Below are 21925 nucleotides of genomic sequence, written 5' to 3'. Positions count from 1 at the left end.
TTTGGTCTGCTCAGGGTCGGGAGGATCAGCGGCGGCGGACGGCGATGCCGCGCAGCATGGTGTCGCGGTTGAGCACCTGCGAATTCCGGACCCCGATATCGCGCAGGATGTTTTCCGGGATCCAGCCGTCACCGATCACGCAGCGGGCCAACATATCGCCCGGTGGGCTGTCGATCGACACATCCCCAGCTCGAATGCCCTCGGAGAGCAGCGCTTTCATCTCCCGGATTCGGGTATCGAAGGAGAACGCGGGACTCTTGGTACCCGGTGAGGACTGCCGCATCCAGGCCAGCTGGATCCGGAATTCGTCGGTGAACCGGTCGAGGGCGTTGACGTGGAGCCAGTTCAGCGCATCCAGCTTCTCGATCACGGTGGAATCCGACGACATGATGTCGGTCCAGGCGCCGCCGACCTTCTGGCCGAAGTTGACCATGATCGACATCAGCAGTTCATCCTTGGACCCGATGATGCGGTAGACCGTACCGGTACCCAATCCTGCGGCCGCCGCGATATCGCGGATGGTGGTCATCTCGTAACCGCGCCGCCCGAATTCCATCCGGGCGACCGCCCGCACGTGCGCGGCCTTGTCCCGTCCCTCTCGGTCATCGGTCCACGAATCGATCACGGCATTGGCCGCAGCCATCGCTCGTGAGCGGTCCAGCATGGCATCGGTGGGCCGCTTGGTGGCCAGGCCGTGCAATGCCATCCGGCATTTGAGCGTGGCAACCGCATCACTGGATGCCTTGTGCCGGATGACATCCAGGCCGACGTGCAGCATGCTCTGGCACAACCGGTCGGCCAGGATCGGCAGGTCGAATTCCGGTCGCAGGTAACCACTCCAGCGGCCGGCCCGCAACGCCTGCGACATGGCGGCCTGGATCTTCTCCGGCCGCCGTCTGGTCAGCGCCGCAAGCTCGGGATCCGAGCTGGGGCCTTCGAAGAACGACATCTGCAGTGCGGCCCGATGCCCGGCGGCGCATCGGGCGATATCGCGGCTCAGGGCGAGGATCAGCTGGTCGGGTGCCGGCGGATCGGGCTGGTCGAGTCGCTCGAGAGCCGCGTCGCCCACTCGGTCGAGGTCCGCGTGGTAGCGGCGGATCAGCTCGACCAGGATGGCTTCCTTGGATTCGAAATGGTGGTACAGGCTGCCCGCGAGAATGCCTGCGGCATCGGCGATCTGCTGCACCGAGGCCCGCAGCCCGTACTCGGCGATCACCGAATCCGCCGTCTGCAGGATCTCGATCCGGCGGGTGGCCTCGGTCGATGCGTCGGCGCGCGCTTTCGCGCCGGGTGCTGCGCCGTCGATCCGCGAGGTGGTCATCAGGTCACGATCCTACCGATCGGCAGCCTGTTGTTCGGGGAAGGCGACCTCGGCGCCGCCGGGCATCGCACTGATTCCGCGGCGGTCGCAGACCTCGAGCACCTCGTCGACGATGGACGCCGGCACCAGGAAGGGATCGGTCGCCGAGATCTCGTCGAGCCGATCGGCAATGTCCTCGGCACTGGGCGTCGCCGCGGATTCCGCCAGCCAGCCATGGCCCAGTCCGACGAACACCCGGGCATACCGCCCCGCACATGCCGAATAGCTGCGATGGGTGAAGGTGCAGGCCCGGCTGGCCAGGAAGGTGACCAGGGGTACCACCAGCTCGGGCCGGATGGCGCGCATGAACCCCGACTCGGCCAGGAACTTCTCATCGCCGACGGTCTCGGTGACCATCCGGGAAAAGCCGGTCGGCAGGACCGAATTGGCCAGGATGCCGTGGGCCTCGCCCTCGATGGCGATGACGTTCATCAATCCGACCAAACCGGCCTTGGCGGCCGCGTAGTGCGCCTCCATCGGTTGGCCGAACATCCCGGCGGACGACGAGATGAATACGAAGCGGCCGCCGCGACCCGCCGACCGCATGGCCCGGTACGCCGGCTGGGCGAGATGGAAGCCACCATCGAGGTGCACCTCCAACATGCGCCGCCACTGGTCGACGGTCAGATCTTCGAACAGCACCGAGCCGAAGATGCCGGCATTGCTGACCACCACGTCCAAGCGGCCGAAGTTGTCCAGTGCCGACGCGACGATGGCCGCCCCGCCCTCGGGTGTGGCGACCGAATCATAGGAGGCCACCGCGGTTCCGCCGGCAGCGCTGATCTCAGCGACGACATCGTCGGCCGGGCTTCGGTCGGTGCCGTCGCCGCGCATGCTGCCACCCAGGTCGTTGACCACCACTGCGGCGCCGCGGCGAGCCAGGTCGAGGGCGTACAGCCGGCCCAGACCGCGGCCGGCCCCCGTGACGATCGCCGTCTGCCCCGTGAAGTCGATCATGTTCCTCGGCTCTTCCTCGTCGGTGATTGACGGGCGGTCCGCTGAACTCTACGGTGGAACAGATATTTGGTCAACAGGTCCGAAATCGGAGGGCGCGGTGCCGAACGGTGGGGCGGATGATCCGAAAACCGCTGTCGCCGAACGGACAACGTCCCTCGAGCTACTGGCTTCGGCGCTCGCCGGACGCGCGGTCGCGGTGGCAGAGACCGGCCCCGGTGAGCCGCCGTGGACCGACGGACAGACCATCCACCTCGATCCGGGGGTGCCAGCGGCCCGCCAGCGCGCTCAGCTGGCCGTCCAGGCCTCACTGATCGCGGCGGGCAGCCTGGCACCCGACATCATCGGCGCTCTGGTGCGCAAACCCCGGCTGGCGGAGCGCTACCTCTGCGCGGAGGGGCGTCGCGCGCTCCGTGAGAACGCCTATCTGATCCCGGCGGCGTTGTCGGACCTGCTGGATAAGTCCCCGGACCCCGGCAGCACCTCGCCGGCCGACTCCCTGGTGCTGGCCTCGTCGAAGATCGAATTGCCGCAACCTCCAACCGATTTCGGTGTTCTTCGGCCCAAGAGCGTCATTGCGGCGCAGCGGTCTGCCGCGACGCAGGCCGACCAGCACGGCGCGGGCCACGTGCCGCACAAGCTCGCGAAGGCCGAACTTGAGGAACTAGACGACGGCGAGATCGACGACAGCGGCGGAGCCGACCTGTTCACCAGTCCGGTGGGCGGTGGTGGCGCGATCGGCAATTGGCTCAAGAAGCTCCTGAACTCGGCGCGCAGCACCGATGACAGTGGCGGCCCGCCCGGTGCGGACACGCCGACCCACCGGACCAACCGATCCAACCGGGGGGCCCGCGCGGTGGTGTCGACGGCTTCCACCGGGACGCCCGACGAGGTGGTCAACCTCCGTCCCAGCAGGTTCACGTATCCGGAGTGGGATATCGCCCGCAAGCGGTACCGATCCGACTGGTGCACCGTCACCGAGACGATGCCGGCCGTCGAAACCGGGGCCTCGGGCACCATCGACGACGCACTCAGCGTGGCCCGCCCGCTCGCGCGGCTGGGGTTGGGCCTGCAGCGGCGACACCGGCAGCCCCAGGGGGACGATATCGATATCGACGCCGCGATCGAGGAACGCCTCGAGGTGCGGGCCGGTTCGGCGCCCGATGAAGCGGTGTACCTCGACAATCTTCGGCGCCGACGCGATCTGTCGGTGCTGCTGTTGCTGGACGTCTCGGGTTCGGCCGCCGAACCCGGCAGCCTTGGCCGCACGGTGCACCAGCAGCAGCGCACGGTGGCCGCGGCGCTGACCGTCGCGCTGCATGACCTGGGCGATCGGGTGGCGCTGTTCGCCTACAACTCCCAGGGTCGACAGGCGGTGAACATGCTGCCGGTCAAGCGATTCGGCGAAACTTTGAACACGGTGGTACTGCGACGCCTCAACAGCCTGGAGCCCGGCGGATACTCCCGCCTCGGCGCGGCCATCCGGCACGGTACCGCCGTGCTGGAGGCCGACGGCGGTACCGCACGACGCCTGCTCGTGGTGCTCTCGGACGGTCTGGCCTATGACCACGGTTACGAGCGTGAGTACGGCGCCGCCGACGCCCGCCGGGCACTGACCGAAGCCCGTCGCCGGGGGACCGGCTGCGTGTGCCTGACCGTGGGGGCCGGCACCGAGGTGGCGGCATTGCGCGCGGTGTTCGGCGGCGCCGCGCACGCCACCGTGGGCCGACCGGACCAACTGCCGGCCGTCATCGGCCCGATATTCCGGTCGGCGATCCGGGCTGCCGAGGTCCGCCGCCGGGTGTCCTGACCAATCACCGCCAAATGCTTGAACCAAATATCTGTTCCGCGCTAGGGTGCTATCGGCGCCGCGTTCGACGAGGAGGACATCGATGACGACCTCGGTGCAGGCCGAGCCCGCTCACCCGAACGGAGTGATCACGCTGGAATCACCGCAGCGGCCCTTCTACCAGGCGATCGGGAACGAGGAGACCGTCTTCAAGGCGGCCTATCGGCAGGGCCTCGCGCTGGTGCTGAAGGGTCCCACCGGATGCGGGAAGACACGATTCGTCGAGGCGATGGCCTACGACCTCGGCCGGCCGCTGATCACAGTGTCCTGCCACGACGATCTGACCACCGCCGATCTGGTGGGTCGCTACCTGCTCCAGGGTGACCAGACGGTGTGGGTCGACGGTCCGCTGACCCGAGCGGTGCGTGAGGGCGCCATCTGCTACCTCGACGAAGTGGTCGAGGCGCGTCAGGACACGACCGTGGTCCTTCATCCCCTCGGCGATCACCGGCGCCAGTTGCCGATCGAACGGCTGGGCGTGACACTCGACGCCGCCCCCGGGTTCTGCCTGGTGGTCTCCTACAACCCCGGCTATCAGAGTGTGCTCAAGGATCTCAAGGACTCCACCCGACAGCGCATGGTGGCCATCGAATTCGGCTTTCCGGCACCGGAAGTCGAGGAAGGCATCGTCGCGCACGAGTCAGGTGTGGATGTGGCCACCGCAGCACAACTGGTCCGGTTCGGTCAGGCCATCCGCCGGCTCGAAACCGGCGGCCTGCGCGAGGTGGCCTCCACCCGGGTGCTCATCGCGGCGGGGCGACTGGTGGCCGAGGGCCTGAGCCCGAGGGACGCGGCGCAGGCCGCCATCGCCGGACCGCTCACCGACGATCTGGTTGTGGGCCGCGGACTGGCCGAGATGATCGATATCTATCTGACACCGGCGGAAGGCTGACATGTCCTACGAGAGCACCGCAGAGCCGATCAAGGTCGGCTATCTGATGGACTTCACCCTGCCGCCCGGATTTCCAGAGGTGCTGCAGGCCAGCTTCTCCCAGACCTTCGACCTGGTCTTCGAAGAGGCGCGCGCGCAGGGATTGATGGACCGCCCTGTGCAGATGATCTACTCCGAGGTGGAAGGCCTGCCGAAGGGTTCGGTCAAGGCGGTGATCGACGCGTACGCCGATCTCGTCGACCAGGGCTGCCTGGTGGTCTTCGGGCCCAACATCACCGACAACTGCGTACCGATGCGGGAAGCCATCGAAGAGCGCTTCAAGGTGCCGGCCATCAGTGTCACGGGCACCGACGACTGGTTGGGTGAATGGACATTCGCCTTCCCGCAGGGCTCGATGACCGACGAACCCATCTTCATCGCCGACCTACTGGCCAAACGCAACCTGAGCCAGATCGGTGTGCTGATGGAGCAGAGCCTGATCGGTCAGAGCTATCTGACCAACCTGCGAAGTGCGTGCCGCCGCAAAGGAATCCGTATCGTGGCGGAATCCGTGGTGGCCCAGACCGCGCAGGACATCAATGACGCGGTTCGGACCCTGCACGAGGCCAAGTCCGAGGCGATCGTGCACCTCGGTTTCGGCTTCGGGATCGTCTTCATCAACCCGGCCCTGGAGGCACTGGACTGGGATCCGCCGCGGTTCACCACCACGGCGTTCCAGAACGCCTGGGTGAATCCGATCATGTGGCAGGCGTTCCTGGGCTGGATCGGCGTCGACCAGTACGACGAGGGCAACCCGATCGGGCAGGATTTCCTCGATCGCTATGCCGAGAAGTACGGCGCGCGACCCGAGTACTGCGTGTCCGTGGTCAATCGCGATGTCGCCGAGACCCTGGTGCGCGCGTTCTCTGACGCACATCCGCTGAGTCCGCGTGGCGTCAAGGAGGCCCTCGAGCGGGTCAAGATGCTGCCCGCGGCATCCGGCGCCCCGGGCACCCGGGTGTCGTTCGGCAAGTGGACCCGCCGGGCCTGGATGGGCGCGGGCTACCTGGTGGCCCGGACGCTGGACCCCGACGGTGTCAACTCCAAACTCGTTGACCGCTTCGGAGAGGAGTAGTCATGACCACGCGCGAGTCGACATCGTTGGACGAACAGGGTGATGCACCGCCACCGGCCCGGACGGGCCCGAACTGGGGCCGCTGGATCGCGCTCTCCGCATGGCTCGGATTCCTCGGGTTGTTCGCCGCGGTGGGCCGTACCGCGGTCGACCCCCGGGTGGCGAACCCCAATGTCGAAGGTCGGCCGCGTCCGGTCGAATTCCTGACGGGATTCGATCGTTGGCAGGTCATCCCGCAAGTCGGCGCCCTGCTCATGGTGGTGGTCCTGACCGTGGTATTCATCCGCGGTTGGCGCAAGGACCCCGGCAGTCCGGTGCTGCTGATGGTGTTGTGCACCACGCTGATCGTCTGGCAGGACCCGATCATGAACTGGTCGCCCTACGCCGTGTACAACCCGATGCTGTTGCACTGGCCGGAGAACTGGCCGCTGGTGATGATGTCGCCGACCGTCGAACCGTTCATCGTGTTCGGATACGTCACCTTCTACTTCGGCCCGTACTTCCCGGCGATCTGGATCCTGCGCAAGCTGCAGGCCAAACACGGCCCGCAGGCTTTCGTGTCCCGGCACCCGCTGATCAGCCTGGGCGCACTGGTATTGGTCATCGGTTTCATCTTCGATGCCATGCTCGAGGTCAGTCTGGTGCGGACCGGGCTGTACATCTACTCACAGACCATTCCGTTCGGAACCCTGTTCCCGGGCAGCACATTCCAGTTCCCGCTGATCTGGGAGTCGCTGTCCGTGACCTTCGTGATGATCCCGGCCGCGATACTGGTCTACCGCGACGACACCGGCAAGTCGGTAGCGGAGAAGCTCGCAGCGAAGGCCAGGATCTTCCCGAAGAAGCCGGTACTCGGCACATTCCTGGTGATGTTCGTGATCATCAACGTGTCGTACTTCGCCTACGGCGGTTGGTTCTGGGCGATCAAGGCCAGCGGACTGGCCACCTCGGTCGCCTGCCCCTGGCCGTACCCGGAAGCGAAGGTCTATGACCCACAAGGGTTCTACCGGGCGAACGGAGCCGAGGGTCCGTACTCGGTCGGCAAGTGGGCCACGTGGCAGCAGGGGCCCGCCCAGAACCTCGATGTCGAACTTGGTTCGAAGAGCGATCGTTGTGCGCAGGGATCCGCGAATGGGTGAACCGCGCAGCGTCGTCATCACCGGCGCGTCCCGGGGACTCGGATTCGCCTCGGCCGCACGCCTTTATCGCGAGGGGTGGCGTGTGGTTGCGGCGATGCGCAGACCCGAGCGTGATATGGCCGCGCTCCGCGAGGCCACCGGAGCGGCTGACGATGACGACCGGCTGATCCCCGTCCAGCTCGATCTGCTGGACCCCGAATCCGTCTCCGCGGCAGGCAAGGCGATCGAGGAGGCGCTGGGGGGTGCGCCGTTCGGTCTGGTCCACAATGCGGGCATCTCGGCCGCGGGTATGGTCGAGGAATCGGATCCGGCGCTGTGGCAGAACATGTTCGGTACCCATGTGCTGGGTCCCGTCGCCTTGACCAAGGCCCTGCTGCCGGCAATGCGGGCGGCCGGCGCGGGCCGCATCATCGTGGTGTCCAGCGCCGGCGGGGTACGTGGCCAACCGAACATCGCGGCCTATTCGGCCGCCAAGGGCGCGCTGGAACGCTGGGCCGAATCGATGGCCGGCGAGATCGCGCCGTTCGGGCTGGGCGTCACCGTTCTGATCGCGGGAACCTACGACACCGACATCATCACCGACGCCGGCACTGTTGACGAACGGGACTTCGATGGCCCGTATGCGCGGATGCACCGGACCATCGACAAGCGCGGCCGCTTCGCGGTGGGCAACCTGGCCCGGCCGGCATCGAAATTCACCGACGGCCTGGTGCGGGCTCTGGACGAACAGGCGCCCTTCCGACGCCGTGGGGTCGGCCTGGATGCGTCGATGTTGTTGGTGTCCAACCGCTTCCTGCCGGCGGCGGGCATGCACCAGGTCAGCCGACTGGTGATGGGCCTCCCGCGTCAGGGCACCATGCGTAATGGCCAGGTGCCGCTGACCCTCTCGCAGCGGGCGATGGTGGCCGCTGCCCGGGTCCTGCCACAGCCGGTGCTGATGAAGATGGTCACCGTCGCGGCCAAGCGCGCCGCCAAGAAGGAGCAAGCCGCCAAGGAGAACAACAATGCCTGAGGTGACCCACGAAGCGCGGATGCTGGTCGACGGCAAGCTGGTCGAGGGGGAGGCCGGGACATTCGCCAACATCAACCCGGCCACCGAGGAGGATCTCGGGCGGGTGTGCGACGCCTCGAAGGCCGATATGCATCGGGCCATCGATGCCGCCCGTCGCGCTTTCGACGAATCGGATTGGTCGACGAACCCTGACCTGCGCAAGGCGTGCCTGCTGCAGTTGCACGACGCCATCGAGGGTGAGCTCGAGGAGCTGCGGGAGGAGCTGATCCGGGAGGTCGGCTGCCCGCGCGCGGTCACCCATGGCCCGCAGCTGGACGCGCCGCTGCAGGACGGTCTGAAGTATCCGGCCCGGATGATCGACGAATTCGCCTGGGAGGACGATCTGGGTGAGGCGTTCGTATCGGTCACCGGGCAGCAGACCCGACGCAAGGTGTGGCACGAGCCCGTCGGCGTCGTCGGCGCCATCGTGCCGTGGAACTTTCCCTTCGAGGTCACCATCAACAAGCTCGCGCAGGCGTTGGCGCCCGGCAACACCGTGGTGCTCAAACCCGCGCCCAACACCCCGTTCAACGCGACCCGGCTGGGCCGGCTGATCAACGAGCACACCGACATCCCCGCCGGCGTCGTCAATGTCGTGCCGGCCTCGGACCACTTTGTCGGCGAGGAACTCACACTGTCGCCGAAGGTCGACATGATCTCATTCACCGGCTCGACCGCGGTGGGACAACGGATCATGGAGAAGGGCGCCGCCACCATGAAGCGGCTGTTCCTCGAACTGGGCGGAAAGTCTGCCACCATCGTGCTGGACGATGCCGACTTCAACACCGCCTGCCTTCTGGGCATCGGCCCGCTGATGCACGCCGGCCAGGGCTGCGCGGCCCCCACCCGCATGTTGCTGCCGCGCTCGCGCTACGACGAAGGCGTGGCGATCCTGCAGGCCATCTACGCGAACATGTTCGCCGGCGACCCGCAGGACCCCGGCACGCTGTGCGGTCCGGTGATCTCGGAACGCCAGCGCGACCGCATCCTGGGGTACATCCGTAGGGGCGTCGACGAGGGTGCCACCATGCTGGTCGGCAGCACCGATTCACCGGCTCGCTTCGACAGCGGATTCTGGGTTGACCCAACTCTTTTCATCGATGTCGACAACTCGATGACCATCGCGCAGGAGGAGATCTTCGGCCCGGTGCTGGTGGTGATTCCCTACGACGACGATGACGATGCGGTCCGGATCGCCAACGATAACGTCTACGGCCTGGCCGGCAATGTCATGTCGGGTTCGCTGGACCGCTCCCTGGCGGTCGCGCGTCGCCTGCGCGCCGGGTTCATCGGACTGAACGGCACCGTCGGCTACGGCGCTGACACCCCATTCGGCGGCTACAAGGCCAGCGGCGTCGGACGCCAGAACGGCGTCGAAGGCTTCCGGCAGTACACCGAGGTGAAATCGGTGGCCTACCCGGCTCAGTAACTCCAGCCCAGTAGTGAAGGAAGACAATGGAACAGCTCTTTGACGACCTCGAGGACTTCGGGGCTTTCGACGACGCGGTGTCCGGCGACGTCCGCGATCCGTACACCGAACTCGCGCGGTTGCGCCGCGAGGAACCGGTCCAGCGCCTCGACGTCTCGGGCATGCCGCACGAGGAATCCCTGCCGGTGTTCATCGTGTACCGGTTCGAGGAGGCCCAGCAGCTGCTCAAGGACAACGACACGTTCTCGTCCAAGGGCGTGATCGCGGCATTCGGTCCGGTACTCGGTGAGCGGGTGATGCTCGGCATGGATGAACCGATCCACGGTCGACTGCGCTCCCTGGTCTCGAAGGCGTTCTCGCAGAAGGCATTGGCGCACTACCAGGACGAGCTGGTGGGCCGGGTGGCCAACGGGCTGATCGACCAGTTCGCCGCCAACGGCAGGGCAGATCTGGTCAAGGAGTTCACCTTCGACTACCCGAGCCAGATCATCGCAGGGCTGCTGGGGCTGCCGGAGGAGGACTACCCGCAGTTCCAGCGCTGGTCCATCTCGCTGCTCAGCTGGATCATGAACCCCGAACGCGGACTGGCCGCCGCGGCAGCGCTGTGCGAGTACTTCGCCCCCATCCTGGCGGCCCGCCGGGCCGAACCGCGCGACGATCTGATCAGCGCGCTGGCCGCCGCCGAGATCGACGGGCAGAAACTCGAGGATGAGGAGATCTACTCCTTCCTGCGGCTGCTGCTGCCGGCCGGGGTCGAGACGACCTATCGGTCGCTGGGCAACCTGTTGCTCGGACTGCTGTCGGATCCGTTGCAGCTCAACGCCGTCCGCGACGATCGGGCGTTGATCCCACAGGCCATCGAGGAAGGCGTGCGCTGGGAGCCGCCGCTGCTGACCATCACGCGTACCGCCACACGGGACACCGAGCTCGGGGGTGTGCAGATCCCGGCCGGCTCGTCGGTGATGCCGATGCTGGGCGCGGCCAACCGGCAGGAGGACCGCTGGCCCGATCCGGACCGATTCGACATCTTCCGCCCGGCTCGGTCGAACCTGGGGTGGGGCCACGGCGTACACGTCTGTCTCGGAATGCATCTGGCCCGCCTCGAGATGCGCACGGCGCTCAATCTGCTATTCGATCGGCTGCCGAACCTGCGCCTGGACCCGGACGGCAACGATCCACACATCCGGGGTCAGGTGTTCCGATCACCGACATCGGTGCCGGTGCTGTTCGATGTCTGAACTGCGCTCCGAGCTTCGTTTCGACGGCCGGGTGGCCGTCGTGACGGGCGCCGGTCGGGGCGTGGGCCGCGCGCACGCATTGCTGTTGGCCGCCAAGGGTGCGCACGTCGTGGTGGCCGATATCGGCGGTGGACTCACCGGAACGGGGGAGTCGTCGGATCCCGCCGACAGCGTCGTCGCCGAGATCCAGGATGCCGGCGGTTCGGCAGTGGCGTGTTACGCGTCGGTGGCAGAACAGAATTCGGCGGCCCGCGTGGTCAAGACCGCACTGGAATCCTTCGGCCGGATCGACATCGTGGTCAACAATGCCGGGATCCACGATCCGGCGATGTTCGAAGACCTGACGGCTCAGCAGTTCCGCCGCATGCTGGAGGTGCATTACCTGGGTACCGTGTTCGTCACCCAGGCGGCCTGGCCGCACATGATCGCGGCCGGTTATGGACGCGTTGTCAACACGGTGTCGGAGGCAACGCTCGGCGGGATCACCCAGCTGAGCAGCTACGGTGCGGCCAAGGGCGCGGTGTTCGGATTGACCCGGAACCTGGCCACCGAGGGGTTGGTCCACGGGATCCGGGTCAATGCCATTGCGCCCCGGGCGTTCACCCGGCTGTCCGCGGCGCATTCGGACACCTTGTCCGCCGAGATGTCCATCCCCGGGGATGTGATGGACCAGATCAACGCCAGCATGCCGCCCGAACTGTGCGCACCGGCCGCCGCCTTCCTGGCCCATGAATCCTGCCCGCTCAACGGTGAGGTGCTCCAGGCCGGCATGGGCGGTGTCGCACGCATTGCCGTGGTGTGTACCAAGGGGATTACGAGCCCGTCGATCAGCGCCGAGGAGATTGCCGAACGAATCGGCGAGGTGATGGACGTCAGCGACGGCCACGTGGCCGAGACGGCCGGAATGACACTGTGACAGGAGAGAACGTGACTCAGACCGACGCCGTCGAGACCATCGACTACTTCAGCGATCAGTCCCTGATCCCCGATCCCTATCGGTACTTCGACCACCTGCGTTCATCCGGTCCGGTCCGGACCGCCACCCCGCAGAACGTCCTGGCGATCACCGGATACGCAGAAGCCCTTGCGGCCTACAAGGATCCGGTGATGTCCTCGTGTGTGGCGGTGGCCGGGCCGTTCCCACCGCTGCCCTTCACCCCGCAGGGCCCCGACATCGGTGCGCAGATCGAAGAACACCGCGCGCAGATCCCGATGGCCGAACACATCGTCACGATGGACGGCGAGCAGCACGCCCGGACCCGGGGGCTGCTCAACAAGCTGATCACCCCGAAGCGGCTCAGCGAGAACGAGGAGTTCATGTGGCGGCTGGCCGACCAGCAGCTGGACACCTTCCTGTCCCGCGGGCACTGCGAGTTCATGGAGCAGTACGCCAAACCGTTCGCGACGCTGGTGGTGGCCGATCTGCTGGGCGTGCCCGCCGAGGACCATCCGCAGTTCCGTGCGGTGCTGTCGGGTGAGCCACTCGGTGGTCTGGGCGAGGAGGAGACCGTCGCGCACAATCCGCTGCTGTGGCTGGAGGAGAAGTTCGCCGGTTACATCACCGACCGACGGGCCGATCCACGCGCCGATACGTTGACCGAACTGGCGCAGGCGAAATATCCCGACGGGTCCACCCCAACCGTCGACGAGGTGGTGAAGGTGGCAACATTCCTGTTCGCGGCCGGGCAGGACACCACCACCAAGCTGCTCAGCGCCGCGATCCGAACCGTCGCCGAACGTGCGGACATCCAGGAGAAGCTACGCACCGAACGTGATCTGATCCCCGGCTTCGTCGAAGAGACACTGCGACTGGAAAGCCCGGTCAAGACCCACTTCCGGCTCGCGGGCAAGGACACCCAGATCGGCGAACTGGCGGTCCCGGCCGGTACGGTCGTGATGCTGCTGCCCGGCGCCAGCAACCGCGATCCACGGAAGTTCGAGAATCCCAACGATATTCAGGTCGATCGTAAGAACGTACGCGAGCACGTTGCATTCGGCCGCGGCTCGCACTCCTGCCTCGGGGCACCACTGGCCCGCGCCGAAGGGCGCATCTCGCTGAACCGGATCCTGGACCGGATGACGAACATCCGGATTTCGGAGAAGGACCACGGGCCGGAGGGCAACCGGCACTACGACTTCGAGCCGACGTTCATCATGCGAGGGTTGACGTCCATCCACATCGAGTTCGACCCGGTGATCAGTTAGCGCCGAACAGCGCGCCGTACAGTTCGGCCATCTCGTCACCGGGACCCTCGGGAACGGTGTGGTGCGACACATCCCGAATGCGGTCGATGTTGGCGGCGACGTCCTCGACCGACAATCCCGGGTTGTGGTAGCCGCGGGTCCTGCCGACGAAGTAGCGCGCCACCTGGCAGGCCCCGGCCGTGTACACCTCACCCGATACCGGGCAGTCCGGGTGCGCCAGGAATGCGACCACCGGCGCCACCAGGGCGGGGTCCAGCCGGTCCAGGAATGGCCGCATCATCTCCTGGGCCGCCGCCGCTGAGGCCGGATCGTTCAATGCATCGACGCTGCGCAACGAGTAGTCCAGCATCCGGGTGGCGGCGATCGGTGCGATCGCGTTGACCTTGATGTCCAGATCGGCGCCTTCGGCCGCCAGAACGCGCGTGAGGCTCAGAATGCCGCCCTTGGCCGTGGCGTAGTTGCTCATGTGCACGGAACCGAGCAGACCGGCCGCCGAGCAGGTGTTCACGATCCGCCCGAATCCGTTGTCCCGCATCACCGTCCACGCCGGGCGTGTGACGTTGAACGCGCCCCGCAGATGGACGTCCAGGAGGGGCTGGAGGCGATGGTCGGTCATCTGATCGAACGGCGCATCGTCGACGATGCCGGCGTTGTTGACGACGATGTCCAACCGCCCCCACCGTTCGAGGGCCGCGTCGACAATGGCTCGGCCGCCCTCCACGGTGGTCACACTATGGGTACTGGCAATCGCCGAGCCGCCCGCAATACTGATGTCGTCGGCAGTCTGCTGCGCGGTATCGGTCGGCGAGCCGTGGCCGGTCACCGAACCGCCGGTGTCATTGACCACAACGTGAGCGCCGCGGGCCGCGAGCAGCAGTGCGTACTGCCGGCCCAGCCCGCCGCCGGCGCCGGTGACGACCGCGACCCTCCCGTCGAATCGCAGTTCGTTCACGCCTGCCCCGCTCACAGTGGCCAGTTGTCCGAGTCCGACATGCCACGCAACTCCGGTGCTGTTGGCAGAGAGCGCTTCTGCGGGGAGGTGCTGATGGCGTCGAGGATCAGTTCGAGGTACCGGCGCCAGCCGCCAGTGGCGGGATCCATGGTCCACAGCACGCTGTGCAGCATCGCGATCAGACGGGGAAGATCGGCACCGACCAGGTCGGGGCGCAGCAGGCCCGCCCGTTGGGCGCGGGTTGTCAGACTCTCCAGGGCCGCATACAGCGGGCCGGAGACATCGTCGGTCAGCGCACCGGATGCGCGGGCCGCCTGCAGGATGCAATGTTCCCGGGCGCCCAGAGCGATGGCCGCATCGATCAACGAGGCCAGACCCGCCATCGGGTCCGGGTTGGCCAGGCAGCGCTCGATGGCCGGCGAGAGGTCCTCGGCAATGCTCTGATCGAGCGCGGCGCGCAACAACACGGCCTTGGTGGGGAAGTGTCGATAGAGTGTGCGTTCTCCGACACCGGCATGTGTTGCGACGGCGCTCATCTGGGCGTCGGGACCGACGTGGGCATAGACGGCGCGGGCCGAGCGGAGGATCTTGTCGGCGTTGCGGACGGCATCGGCCCGTGTTGCGCGATCGACCGCGGATTCCATCCCATCAGCCTAACAACCGACAGTTGACTGCCACTAGTGCGAACCTTAGGCTCAGCAATTGACAGTCAGCTGTCGAATCGAAGGAGGCCGATGGCTGCCGCACCGCAGGCCGGAACCGATCTGCCGACGTTCCCGATGCCCCGGGACCCACGCTGCCCATTAGCGCCGCCCGCGGAGTTCGCCCAGTGGCGGGATCGGCCGGGCATGGTGGAGGCCATGTGGCGTGAGGAGCGCACGTGGGTCTGTAGCCGCTATGCGGACATCAGGGCCGCTCTGGTCGATCCGAGGCTGAGCGCCGACACTATTCCGGACGCCATGAAGGCAGACCTGGGGGATACGCTGCCGGTTCTCTTTCCCCGGATCGACGACCCGGAGCACAACCGGCTGCGCCGAATGATGACCGGCGACTTCACTTTTCGGCGTACCGAAGCCATGCGGCCGCAGATCCAGGAGATCGTCGACGGATTCCTCGACCGGATCGCGGCCAATGGCCCGCCGTGCGATATCGTGCGCGATTTCGCGCTGCCGGTTCCGTCTCTCGTCATCTGCCTGCTCCTCGGAGTGCCCTATGAGGACCATGAGTTCTTCCAGAAGTGGAGTCTGGCCGGGCTGGACTCGAGCTCGTCCGTCGAAGAGAAGTCGGCGGCCACAGGCACCCTGTTCGGGTACATGTTCGAGCTGGTGGCGCGCAAGGAACGCGAGCCTGGTGACGACCTGGTGAGCCGATTGATCACCGATCATGTTGCGGCCGGGGAACTCTCCCTCGAGACCGTGGCCATGAACGCGGTGATCATGCTCCAGGCCGGACATGAGACCAGCGCCAGCATGATCTCCCTGGGTACCTTGACCCTGCTGCAGCATCCCGACACCCTGGCACGGCTCCGCGACACCGACGACCCGGCCGTTGTCGCCGCAACCGTCGAAGAGCTCATGCGGTACCTGACCGTGGTCCACAGCCTGGTCGAACGGGTTGCCCTGGAGGACTGCACCATCGCGGGCCAGGAAATCCGGGCGGGGGACCTGGTCCTGATGAACCTGCCCGCCGGCAATTGGGATTCCGAGTTCGTCACCGAACCCGGCAGATTCGACCCAGCCCGTAATGCCCGCGGGCACCTGGGTTTCGGCTACGGCGCACACCAGTGCATCGGCGCCAATCTGGCCCGCGTCGAGATGCAGATCGCTCTATCGTCATTGGTGCGGCGCCTGCCCGGCCTCCAGCTGGCGGTACCCGTCGAACAGCTTCGGTTCCAGAACCAGCAGGAGATCTTCGGCGTCGAAGCGCTCCCGGTCACCTGGTGAATTCCGCTTGTTCACAATCAGATTCGATATGCGCGCACCCGGCGGAGCGCCGCGTACGTACCTGTACCGGACCGCGGTCGACATGTGTGAGTGGGCCGAGGATCACGGATGCCTGGCCACCGTGCTGTGCGAGCATCACGGTTCGGCCGACGGCTACCTCCCGGCACCGCTGATCCTGGCCACGGCCATCGCCGCACGCACACGGAGCCTCCCGATTGTCCTGACGGTCGTCCTGCCGCTGTACGAACCGGTCCGCCTGGCCGAGGAGATGGCCGTCCTGGACATCATCAGCGCGGGGCGAGCGTCGTATGTATTCGGCCTCGGTTACCGGCCCGAGGAGTTCGACCAATTCGGACTCGACGTGTCCGACCGGGGCCGCCTGGCCGACGAGAAGCTCGACCTGGTCCGGCGATTGCTCAGCGGTGAGACCGTGGAGATCGGAACCCGGCGCGTCACCGTCACCCCGCCGCCGGACACAGCGGGCGGCCCGATGCTGATGTGGGGTGGCGGCAGCGTGGCCGCGGCCCGGCGCGCGGGCCGCTACGGCCTTGGCTACCTGGCCCAAGGGGATATGCCTGGGTCGCGGGAGGCCTACGAAGCGGCCTGCGCCGAACACGGTCACCCGCCCGGTGTCACGGTGCTACCCGACCGCGACACACCCAGCGTCACGTTCGTCGCCGAGGACGTCGACCTTGCCTGGGACGAACTGGACCCGCATCTGTTGCACGACGCGCAGGCCTATGCCGAATGGAATCCGGTCAACGGGACGTCAGCGGGAGTGACGGCGGCCGGCAGCGTGACGGAACTGCGCGCCGAGTCCCGCACCCACCGCATCCTCACCCCGGACGAGGCAGCGGCAGCAGCACGAGCCGGCCAGGTGCTCAATCTGGCCCCGCTGTGCGGCGGTCTACCGCCGGACATTGCGTGGAAATACCTGCGGACCGCCGCGGACGCGGGCGAATGCCAACAGGGAGGATCCTGATGGAAGACAACGTGCTTCGGGTGGTGGTGTGGTCGACCGGCGGCATCGGGTCGATCGCGGTCCGTGCCGTGGCCGAGAACCCGGGGACCGACCTGGTGGGGGTGTGGGTGCACTCGCCGGACAAGACCGGCCGGGACGCGGGCGAGATCGTCGGCATCGGACCCTTGGGGGTGTACGCGACCAGTGACGCCGATGCCCTGATCGCATTGCGGCCCGATTGCGTGGTCTACGCGGCCAGTGGTCCCGACCGGGACGCGGCGGCGGTGCCCGACTACCTGCGTCTTCTGGCGGCAGGCATCAACGTGGTCACCACCTCCACGAACCGGCTGATCCATCCGGCATCCTTCGAACCGGAGGCGTGGCGCACCCAGTTGACCGCAGCCGCAGGGGCGGGCGGTGCATCGTTGTACGCCAGCGGTATCGAACCCGGGTTCGCCGCCGATCATCTGGCGTTGGTGCTGGCGACACAATCCAAGTCGATCACCAAGATCTACTCCAGCGAGATCGCCATGTACGACGACTACCCGGTGGCCGAGGCGATGCGCGACGCCATGGGCTTCGGCCTACCGCTCGATGCCACACCGTATCTGGCCTATCCGGGTGCCATCGCATTCCAGTGGGGTCCCGGCCTACGGCTCATCGCCGACGGATTGGGCTGCCGGATCGATGAGATCCGCGAGCGATTCGACCGGGTGGCCACCGACCGCGACCTGCAGGTGGCATTCGGCACGGCCGAGGCCGGCACCTGTGGGGCGCTGCGCACCCAGGCCATCGCTGTGATCGACGGCCGCGAAGCGATCATCATCGAGCACGTGAACCGGTTGGCGCCCGATCTCGGCCTGGAGTGGGGCGATCGCGTGGACAGGCCGATCTATCAGGTCCGGATCGAGGGTGAACCGGATATCGCATGCACCATGAATGCCAGCCTGCGTGAACCAGGTGCATTCGGTTCGGCGATGGACGCGGGTGCTGGGGCAATGGTGTCGACAGCGATGCGGGTGGTCAACGCCATTCCCTATGTGGTGCAGGCAAAGCCGGGCCTGCTGAGCGCGCTGGACCTGCCGCTCACCCTGCCGCGGAACGTGCTGCGCTGACGGCGGCCGCCGCGCGTTCGAGATAGGGCCAGGCGAGTTCCGGTGGCATCCCACCGCACAGCGGATGCAGTGGTAGCGCCTTGCCGCTGCGGATCCGCTCGGCTGCGGCATCGATGGTCAGCACCCCATAGGGATGTCCTGCAGCTTGCAGTTCCTCGACGGTGTCGGCACGCGTGATGCTGGCCACCGAATCGTCGCCGTGCCGGTATGACGCCGCCATCCGGGCGTCGTGCAACAGATACGGGCCGATCTCCGCCCAGGCCAGCTCGGTGTCATCGGCCACGAAAACCACAGTCGGACTGTCGGGTTCGGGGAACTGGATCGGACCGGGCTGATTGCCGTGTTCGAGCGACGCGGCTTCGAAGGCCTCCCGCAGGCCCGGTGTGGTGGTCTGAGCGATGAATCCGAGTCCGTGCCGGCCGGCTCGACGCGCCGCCGCAATGCTGCCGCCGGCGATCATGATGCGCGGGCCGCCGTCCGTTGCCGCGGCCGGTGTGACGTGGACACGTCGGCCGTCCACGTAGACGGGATCGCTGGCCAGCAGCCGGAGCAGGAGATCGAGGTTCTCATCGGCGATCCGGCCGCGCCGGCCGACGTTGACCCCGATGTGTTCGTATTCCTCTGCGCGGTGGCCGATTCCGAACACGAAGTGCACCCGGCCGCCACTGAGGTTGTCCAGGACGGCCATATCCTCGGCGAGGCGCACCGGGTGATACAGCGGTAGCACGGCGGCGGCAATCAGGACGTTGAGCGCCGTGGTGCGGGCCGCGATCGCCGAGGCCAGGATCAGCGGTGCGGGCAGATGTCCGTCCTCGGTGCCGTGATGCTCCGAGAGAACGGCCAGCATCGCACCCCGCGTCTCGGCCCACGCGCACATCTCGAGGGCCGCGCGATACAGCTCCGATGTGCCACCCTGCGGGCAGCGCATATCGAACCGCAGCGTGAACATCGGCACTACCCGGTCTTGACCGGCAGCCTCGCCCAGCCCCGCACACTCGAGGTGCGGGCGCGGCTGGCGTTCTCGTAGTCGACCGACCAGTCGGGCCATCGCACCAGAACTTCTTCGAACGCCACGCGCGCCTCCAGCCGTGCCAGCGCCGAGCCCAGGCAGAAGTGGATGCCCTGCCCGAAACTCAGGTGGCCGCCACCCCGGTGGATGTCATACCGGTCGGGATCGGGGAAGTGCTTCTCATCCCGATTGGCAGATCCGTTGAGCAGCAGCATGTATGAACCCTCGGTCACGGTGCGGCCGTAGAGTTCGACGTCCTGGGCGACGTACCGGGCCTGGACCGGGGAGGGCGGCTCGTAGCGCAGGGTCTCCTCGACGGCGCCGGGGATCAGTCCCGGATCGGCGACAAGTTCACGTCGCTGATCGGGATGCTCGGCCAGCAGCTGGCCCATGAACCCGATGAGCCGCGCGGTGGTCTCATTACCGGCGCCGGCAACCATCGCGGTATACGCCAGCACCTCGGTGCGCTCCAGCGGGCGCCGGGTGCCGTCGGCCTCATCCACCTCTGCATTCAGCAGCTCGGTCATCAGGTCATCGGATGGATGCGTGGCCCGCCACTCGATGTATTCGGCGAACATCCCGATGGTCTCGGCGAAGATGGTGGGGCTGATATCGGCGGCCTCGTTCCCGACCGTTATGTTGCGGTCGTTGAGATCGCGGATCTGCTGCTGGCCCTCTTCCGGAATCCCCAGCAAATAGCCGATGGTGCGCATCGGCATGAATGCCCCGAGATCGGCCACGAAATCGAAGCCGTCCTCATCGCGCAGTGGATCCAATGCGTTGCAACAGTATTCGCGCACCATGTTCTCGACGGCCAGCATGCGGCGCGGGGTGAAGACCCGCGATAGCAGCCGGCGATGCAGATCGTGCAGGGGCGGATCCTCGAACAGCAGGATGCCGGGTGGCACCTCGATGCCGCTGAACAGGATGTCGGCCGTGGTGCCCCGGCCGGATCGGTACGTCTGCCAGTCCGGCAGCGCGGCGGCGACGTCGTCGTAACGGCTGAGTGCATAGAATTTGTACTTGTCGTTGTAGTACAGCGGCGCTTCGGCGCGCATCCGTTCCCACACCGGGTACGGATCGTCGTCGATGGCATGGTCGAACGGGTCGTAATAGACCTCCACCGCCGGGCCCGTCATCGCGGTTGATTCGGTACGCCGGGGAACAGTTGTTCCGTGGGGCCCGAGGTCACATAGCCGCCGAGCTTGGTAGCCAGGTGAGGGGCGAACACCGCGCCGTAGAGCAGATTGGCCAGCACGATCACCGAGACGATGGAGAGCGCTGCAGCTTGTGCACCGGTCTTGGTCACCCGCTGCGCCCAGGTCTCGATCACGTTGCGGCCCTGGCTATCCGTGCGCCCCAGCAGGTAGGTGAAGACCATCATCTGCACACCCATCGCCAGCGCGTCGTAGAGCGGGTACTGGTGCTTGCTGCCCTCGAAGATCGCCAGCCCCGGGATCACCAGACCGTAGTAGAAGACACCCAGCCGCGCGCCGATGACGGCATTGAAGAACAGCGCCCAGCAGAACCCGACCACCAGGCCGACCGTCAGCAGGGTGACCGGCCGGCGCCAGCCGAATCTCGAGCTGAGCCAGCGGCCGATAGCGGCGCCGATCACGGCGGGCAGCACGAAATATTGGATGTAGCCCAGCGGCACGGATGACGGCAGGCCGCCCCAGGTCATGTTCAGCGGCCACCAGGACGGCATCCGGGGCAGCGCCGGCGGGAATTGGGCATACATCGCCCAGTCGTAGGGCGCCTCGATCCACGAGATGGACATGGCCGCGATGCACACCAGCAGCAGTGGATGCAGGCGTCGTTGTCGGACGCTCAGGTAGATCGCGATGGCGGAGAACATGATTCCGCCACCCCAGCCGAAGATGACGGCCGCGGTCAGCAGCGGGGTCAGCTCGGTGTTCACCGGATACGGGCTTCCGGATCGAACCGCAGAACCAGACCGTAGATCAGGACGATCAGTCCGAACAGCGTCCCCAGCATGATGAGTTGTCCCACGAGTAATAGTGGACACTATTATGAAGGGGACGTCAATGACCTCGAATACCAGTTAGGGTGCACAACCGTGCCCACGCGATCCAGCACCGCACGGCGAGCGCCCGGTGAAGCACGCCGCCTACTGCTGGATGCCGCGCGGGAGCTGTTCGCACGTCAGGACTATCGGCGCACCACCACCCGCGAGATCGCCGAAGCCGCCGGGGTCACCGAATATCTGCTGTTCCGGCACTTCGGGTCCAAGGCCGGGCTGTTCCGCGAAGCACTCGTGCTGCCGTTCACGACGTTCGTCGCAGGCTTCGGCGAAACCTGGCAGTCCGTGGTGCCCGAGGATACTGATGAGGAGGACCTGGCCCGGCAGTTCGTCGGCCCGCTCTACGACGTCCTGGTCGAGAACCGGGGTCTGCTGCTGACACTGGCCGCCTCCGATGCATTGACCGACGACGAGCTCGAGGACACCGGCATCTCCGAGATCAGGCGCGCATTCGCGGTGCTGGGCGGGATCAGCGCCGAGGGTATGCAATTGCGCGGGCTGCGCTCGAGCCAGCCGGATCTGCCCGCGCACTCCACGGTCGCGATGATCGTCGGCATGGTGGCACTGCGGTCCACGTTCTTCGGCGCCGAACCGCCCGCCCGGGAGGCCATCGTCGACGAACTGGTGCAGGCCACCCTGCACGGTTTTCTGCACCGGCCGTAGGGTGGGG

The 21925-nt window shown here is 66.7% G+C and carries 20 protein-coding genes; 13 read left to right on the top strand and 7 right to left on the bottom strand.

Features of this window, described 5'->3' with window-relative positions; translation table 11 throughout:
• Positions 1-25: 25 nt before the first annotated feature.
• Together U0R18_RS02785 and U0R18_RS02780 are read right to left on the bottom strand one after the other, a co-directional pair.
• The gene (locus tag U0R18_RS02785) at positions 26-1321 is read right to left on the bottom strand and encodes a TetR/AcrR family transcriptional regulator (RefSeq protein WP_526365718.1); all 1296 of its coding nucleotides are present in this window, start codon (positions 1319-1321) and stop codon (positions 26-28) included.
• Positions 1322-1333: 12 nt separating this feature from the next.
• Positions 1334-2317, bottom strand: coding sequence for an SDR family NAD(P)-dependent oxidoreductase (locus U0R18_RS02780; RefSeq protein WP_526365716.1), 984 nt, complete (start codon positions 2315-2317; stop codon positions 1334-1336).
• Here U0R18_RS02780 and U0R18_RS02775 point away from each other — a divergent pair.
• From U0R18_RS02775 to U0R18_RS02735, 9 genes are all read left to right on the top strand, one after another.
• The gene (locus U0R18_RS02775; protein ID WP_526365714.1) at positions 2316-4124 is read left to right on the top strand and encodes a nitric oxide reductase activation protein NorD; all 1809 of its coding nucleotides are present in this window, start codon (positions 2316-2318) and stop codon (positions 4122-4124) included. The two genes, U0R18_RS02780 and U0R18_RS02775, sit on opposite strands and share 2 nt — an antisense overlap.
• Before the next feature lie 82 nt (positions 4125-4206).
• Positions 4207-5055: an AAA family ATPase gene (locus U0R18_RS02770; protein WP_526365712.1), complete on the top strand. Its 849-nt coding sequence runs from the start codon at positions 4207-4209 to the stop codon at positions 5053-5055.
• 1 nt (position 5056) lies between these two features.
• The gene (locus tag U0R18_RS02765; protein ID WP_526365710.1) at positions 5057-6169 is read left to right on the top strand and encodes an ABC transporter substrate-binding protein; all 1113 of its coding nucleotides are present in this window, start codon (positions 5057-5059) and stop codon (positions 6167-6169) included.
• 2 nt (positions 6170-6171) lie between these two features.
• A complete protein-coding gene (locus U0R18_RS02760; protein ID WP_526365708.1) occupies positions 6172-7308 on the top strand; it encodes a spirocyclase AveC family protein in 1137 nt (378 codons plus the stop codon).
• A complete protein-coding gene (locus tag U0R18_RS02755; RefSeq protein WP_526365706.1) occupies positions 7301-8320 on the top strand; it encodes an SDR family oxidoreductase in 1020 nt (339 codons plus the stop codon). Before U0R18_RS02760 ends, U0R18_RS02755 begins: the two co-directional genes overlap by 8 nt.
• A complete protein-coding gene (locus U0R18_RS02750) occupies positions 8313-9788 on the top strand; it encodes an aldehyde dehydrogenase family protein (protein WP_526365704.1) in 1476 nt (491 codons plus the stop codon). The genes U0R18_RS02755 and U0R18_RS02750 overlap by 8 nt, the downstream gene beginning before the upstream one ends.
• Positions 9789-9814: 26 nt before the next feature.
• Positions 9815-11026, top strand: a complete 1212-nt coding sequence (locus tag U0R18_RS02745) for a cytochrome P450 (RefSeq protein WP_526365702.1) — start codon at positions 9815-9817, stop codon at positions 11024-11026.
• Positions 11019-11942, top strand: a complete 924-nt coding sequence (locus U0R18_RS02740) for an SDR family NAD(P)-dependent oxidoreductase (protein ID WP_526365700.1) — start codon at positions 11019-11021, stop codon at positions 11940-11942. Before U0R18_RS02745 ends, U0R18_RS02740 begins: the two co-directional genes overlap by 8 nt.
• Positions 11943-11953: 11 nt before the next feature.
• The gene (locus U0R18_RS02735; RefSeq protein WP_526365698.1) at positions 11954-13231 is read left to right on the top strand and encodes a cytochrome P450; all 1278 of its coding nucleotides are present in this window, start codon (positions 11954-11956) and stop codon (positions 13229-13231) included.
• Here the strand turns inward: U0R18_RS02735 and U0R18_RS02730 are convergent.
• The gene (locus U0R18_RS02730) at positions 13224-14183 is read right to left on the bottom strand and encodes an SDR family NAD(P)-dependent oxidoreductase (RefSeq protein ID WP_526365696.1); all 960 of its coding nucleotides are present in this window, start codon (positions 14181-14183) and stop codon (positions 13224-13226) included. The two genes, U0R18_RS02735 and U0R18_RS02730, sit on opposite strands and share 8 nt — an antisense overlap.
• An 11-nt stretch (positions 14184-14194) precedes the next feature.
• Positions 14195-14827, bottom strand: coding sequence for a TetR/AcrR family transcriptional regulator (locus tag U0R18_RS02725; RefSeq protein ID WP_526365694.1), 633 nt, complete (start codon positions 14825-14827; stop codon positions 14195-14197).
• 90 nt (positions 14828-14917) lie between these two features.
• Here U0R18_RS02725 and U0R18_RS02720 point away from each other — a divergent pair, with 90 nt between their 5' ends.
• The 3 genes from U0R18_RS02720 to U0R18_RS02710 are packed head-to-tail and all read left to right on the top strand — an operon-like array spanning position 14918 to position 18202.
• Positions 14918-16126: a cytochrome P450 gene (locus tag U0R18_RS02720; protein WP_526365692.1), complete on the top strand. Its 1209-nt coding sequence runs from the start codon at positions 14918-14920 to the stop codon at positions 16124-16126.
• 7 nt (positions 16127-16133) lie between these two features.
• Positions 16134-17108: an LLM class flavin-dependent oxidoreductase gene (locus U0R18_RS02715; RefSeq protein WP_526365690.1), complete on the top strand. Its 975-nt coding sequence runs from the start codon at positions 16134-16136 to the stop codon at positions 17106-17108.
• The gene (locus U0R18_RS02710; RefSeq protein WP_526365688.1) at positions 17108-18202 is read left to right on the top strand and encodes an NAD(P)H-dependent amine dehydrogenase family protein; all 1095 of its coding nucleotides are present in this window, start codon (positions 17108-17110) and stop codon (positions 18200-18202) included. The genes U0R18_RS02715 and U0R18_RS02710 overlap by 1 nt, the downstream gene beginning before the upstream one ends.
• Here the strand turns inward: U0R18_RS02710 and U0R18_RS02705 are convergent.
• Genes U0R18_RS02705 through U0R18_RS02695 form a run of 3 tightly spaced genes read right to left on the bottom strand, consistent with a single transcriptional unit; the run spans position 18174 to position 21132 of the window.
• Positions 18174-19151: an LLM class flavin-dependent oxidoreductase gene (locus U0R18_RS02705; RefSeq protein WP_526365686.1), complete on the bottom strand. Its 978-nt coding sequence runs from the start codon at positions 19149-19151 to the stop codon at positions 18174-18176. The two genes, U0R18_RS02710 and U0R18_RS02705, sit on opposite strands and share 29 nt — an antisense overlap.
• A 5-nt stretch (positions 19152-19156) precedes the next feature.
• On the bottom strand, positions 19157-20350 hold the full coding sequence (locus U0R18_RS02700) for a cytochrome P450 (RefSeq protein ID WP_526365684.1): 1194 nt from the start codon (positions 20348-20350) through the stop codon (positions 19157-19159).
• Entirely contained in the window at positions 20347-21132 is a 786-nt protein-coding gene (locus U0R18_RS02695; RefSeq protein WP_526365682.1) for a spirocyclase AveC family protein, read from the bottom strand. Before U0R18_RS02695 ends, U0R18_RS02700 begins: the two co-directional genes overlap by 4 nt.
• A gap of 159 nt (positions 21133-21291) precedes the next feature.
• Here U0R18_RS02695 and U0R18_RS02690 point away from each other — a divergent pair, with 159 nt between their 5' ends.
• On the top strand, positions 21292-21918 hold the full coding sequence (locus tag U0R18_RS02690; protein ID WP_526365680.1) for a TetR/AcrR family transcriptional regulator: 627 nt from the start codon (positions 21292-21294) through the stop codon (positions 21916-21918).
• The last annotated feature ends 7 nt before the right edge of the window (positions 21919-21925 follow it).

Source organism: Mycobacterium sp., from assembly GCF_046330795.1.
In the GTDB taxonomy this organism is placed as follows: Bacteria; Actinomycetota; Actinomycetes; order Mycobacteriales; family Mycobacteriaceae; genus Mycobacterium.
This window is presented reverse-complemented; position numbering and strand designations above follow the sequence as displayed.

Excerpts from the sequence above, each read along its gene's own strand:
- U0R18_RS02785 (WP_526365718.1), bottom strand. The coding sequence starts at position 1,321 with ATGACCACCTCGCGGATCGACGGCGCAGCACCCGGCGCGAAAGCGCGC.
- U0R18_RS02775 (WP_526365714.1), top strand. The coding sequence starts at position 2,316 with ATGTTCCTCGGCTCTTCCTCGTCGGTGATTGACGGGCGGTCCGCTGAA.
- U0R18_RS02780 (WP_526365716.1), bottom strand. The coding sequence starts at position 2,317 with ATGATCGACTTCACGGGGCAGACGGCGATCGTCACGGGGGCCGGCCGC.
- U0R18_RS02770 (WP_526365712.1), top strand. The coding sequence starts at position 4,207 with ATGACGACCTCGGTGCAGGCCGAGCCCGCTCACCCGAACGGAGTGATC.
- U0R18_RS02765 (WP_526365710.1), top strand. The coding sequence starts at position 5,057 with ATGTCCTACGAGAGCACCGCAGAGCCGATCAAGGTCGGCTATCTGATG.
- U0R18_RS02760 (WP_526365708.1), top strand. The coding sequence starts at position 6,172 with ATGACCACGCGCGAGTCGACATCGTTGGACGAACAGGGTGATGCACCG.
- U0R18_RS02755 (WP_526365706.1), top strand. The coding sequence starts at position 7,301 with ATGGGTGAACCGCGCAGCGTCGTCATCACCGGCGCGTCCCGGGGACTC.
- U0R18_RS02750 (WP_526365704.1), top strand. The coding sequence starts at position 8,313 with ATGCCTGAGGTGACCCACGAAGCGCGGATGCTGGTCGACGGCAAGCTG.
- U0R18_RS02745 (WP_526365702.1), top strand. The coding sequence starts at position 9,815 with ATGGAACAGCTCTTTGACGACCTCGAGGACTTCGGGGCTTTCGACGAC.
- U0R18_RS02740 (WP_526365700.1), top strand. The coding sequence starts at position 11,019 with ATGTCTGAACTGCGCTCCGAGCTTCGTTTCGACGGCCGGGTGGCCGTC.
- U0R18_RS02725 (WP_526365694.1), bottom strand. The coding sequence starts at position 14,827 with ATGGAATCCGCGGTCGATCGCGCAACACGGGCCGATGCCGTCCGCAAC.
- U0R18_RS02720 (WP_526365692.1), top strand. The coding sequence starts at position 14,918 with ATGGCTGCCGCACCGCAGGCCGGAACCGATCTGCCGACGTTCCCGATG.
- U0R18_RS02710 (WP_526365688.1), top strand. The coding sequence starts at position 17,108 with ATGGAAGACAACGTGCTTCGGGTGGTGGTGTGGTCGACCGGCGGCATC.
- U0R18_RS02705 (WP_526365686.1), bottom strand. The coding sequence starts at position 19,151 with ATGTTCACGCTGCGGTTCGATATGCGCTGCCCGCAGGGTGGCACATCG.
- U0R18_RS02700 (WP_526365684.1), bottom strand. The coding sequence starts at position 20,350 with ATGACGGGCCCGGCGGTGGAGGTCTATTACGACCCGTTCGACCATGCC.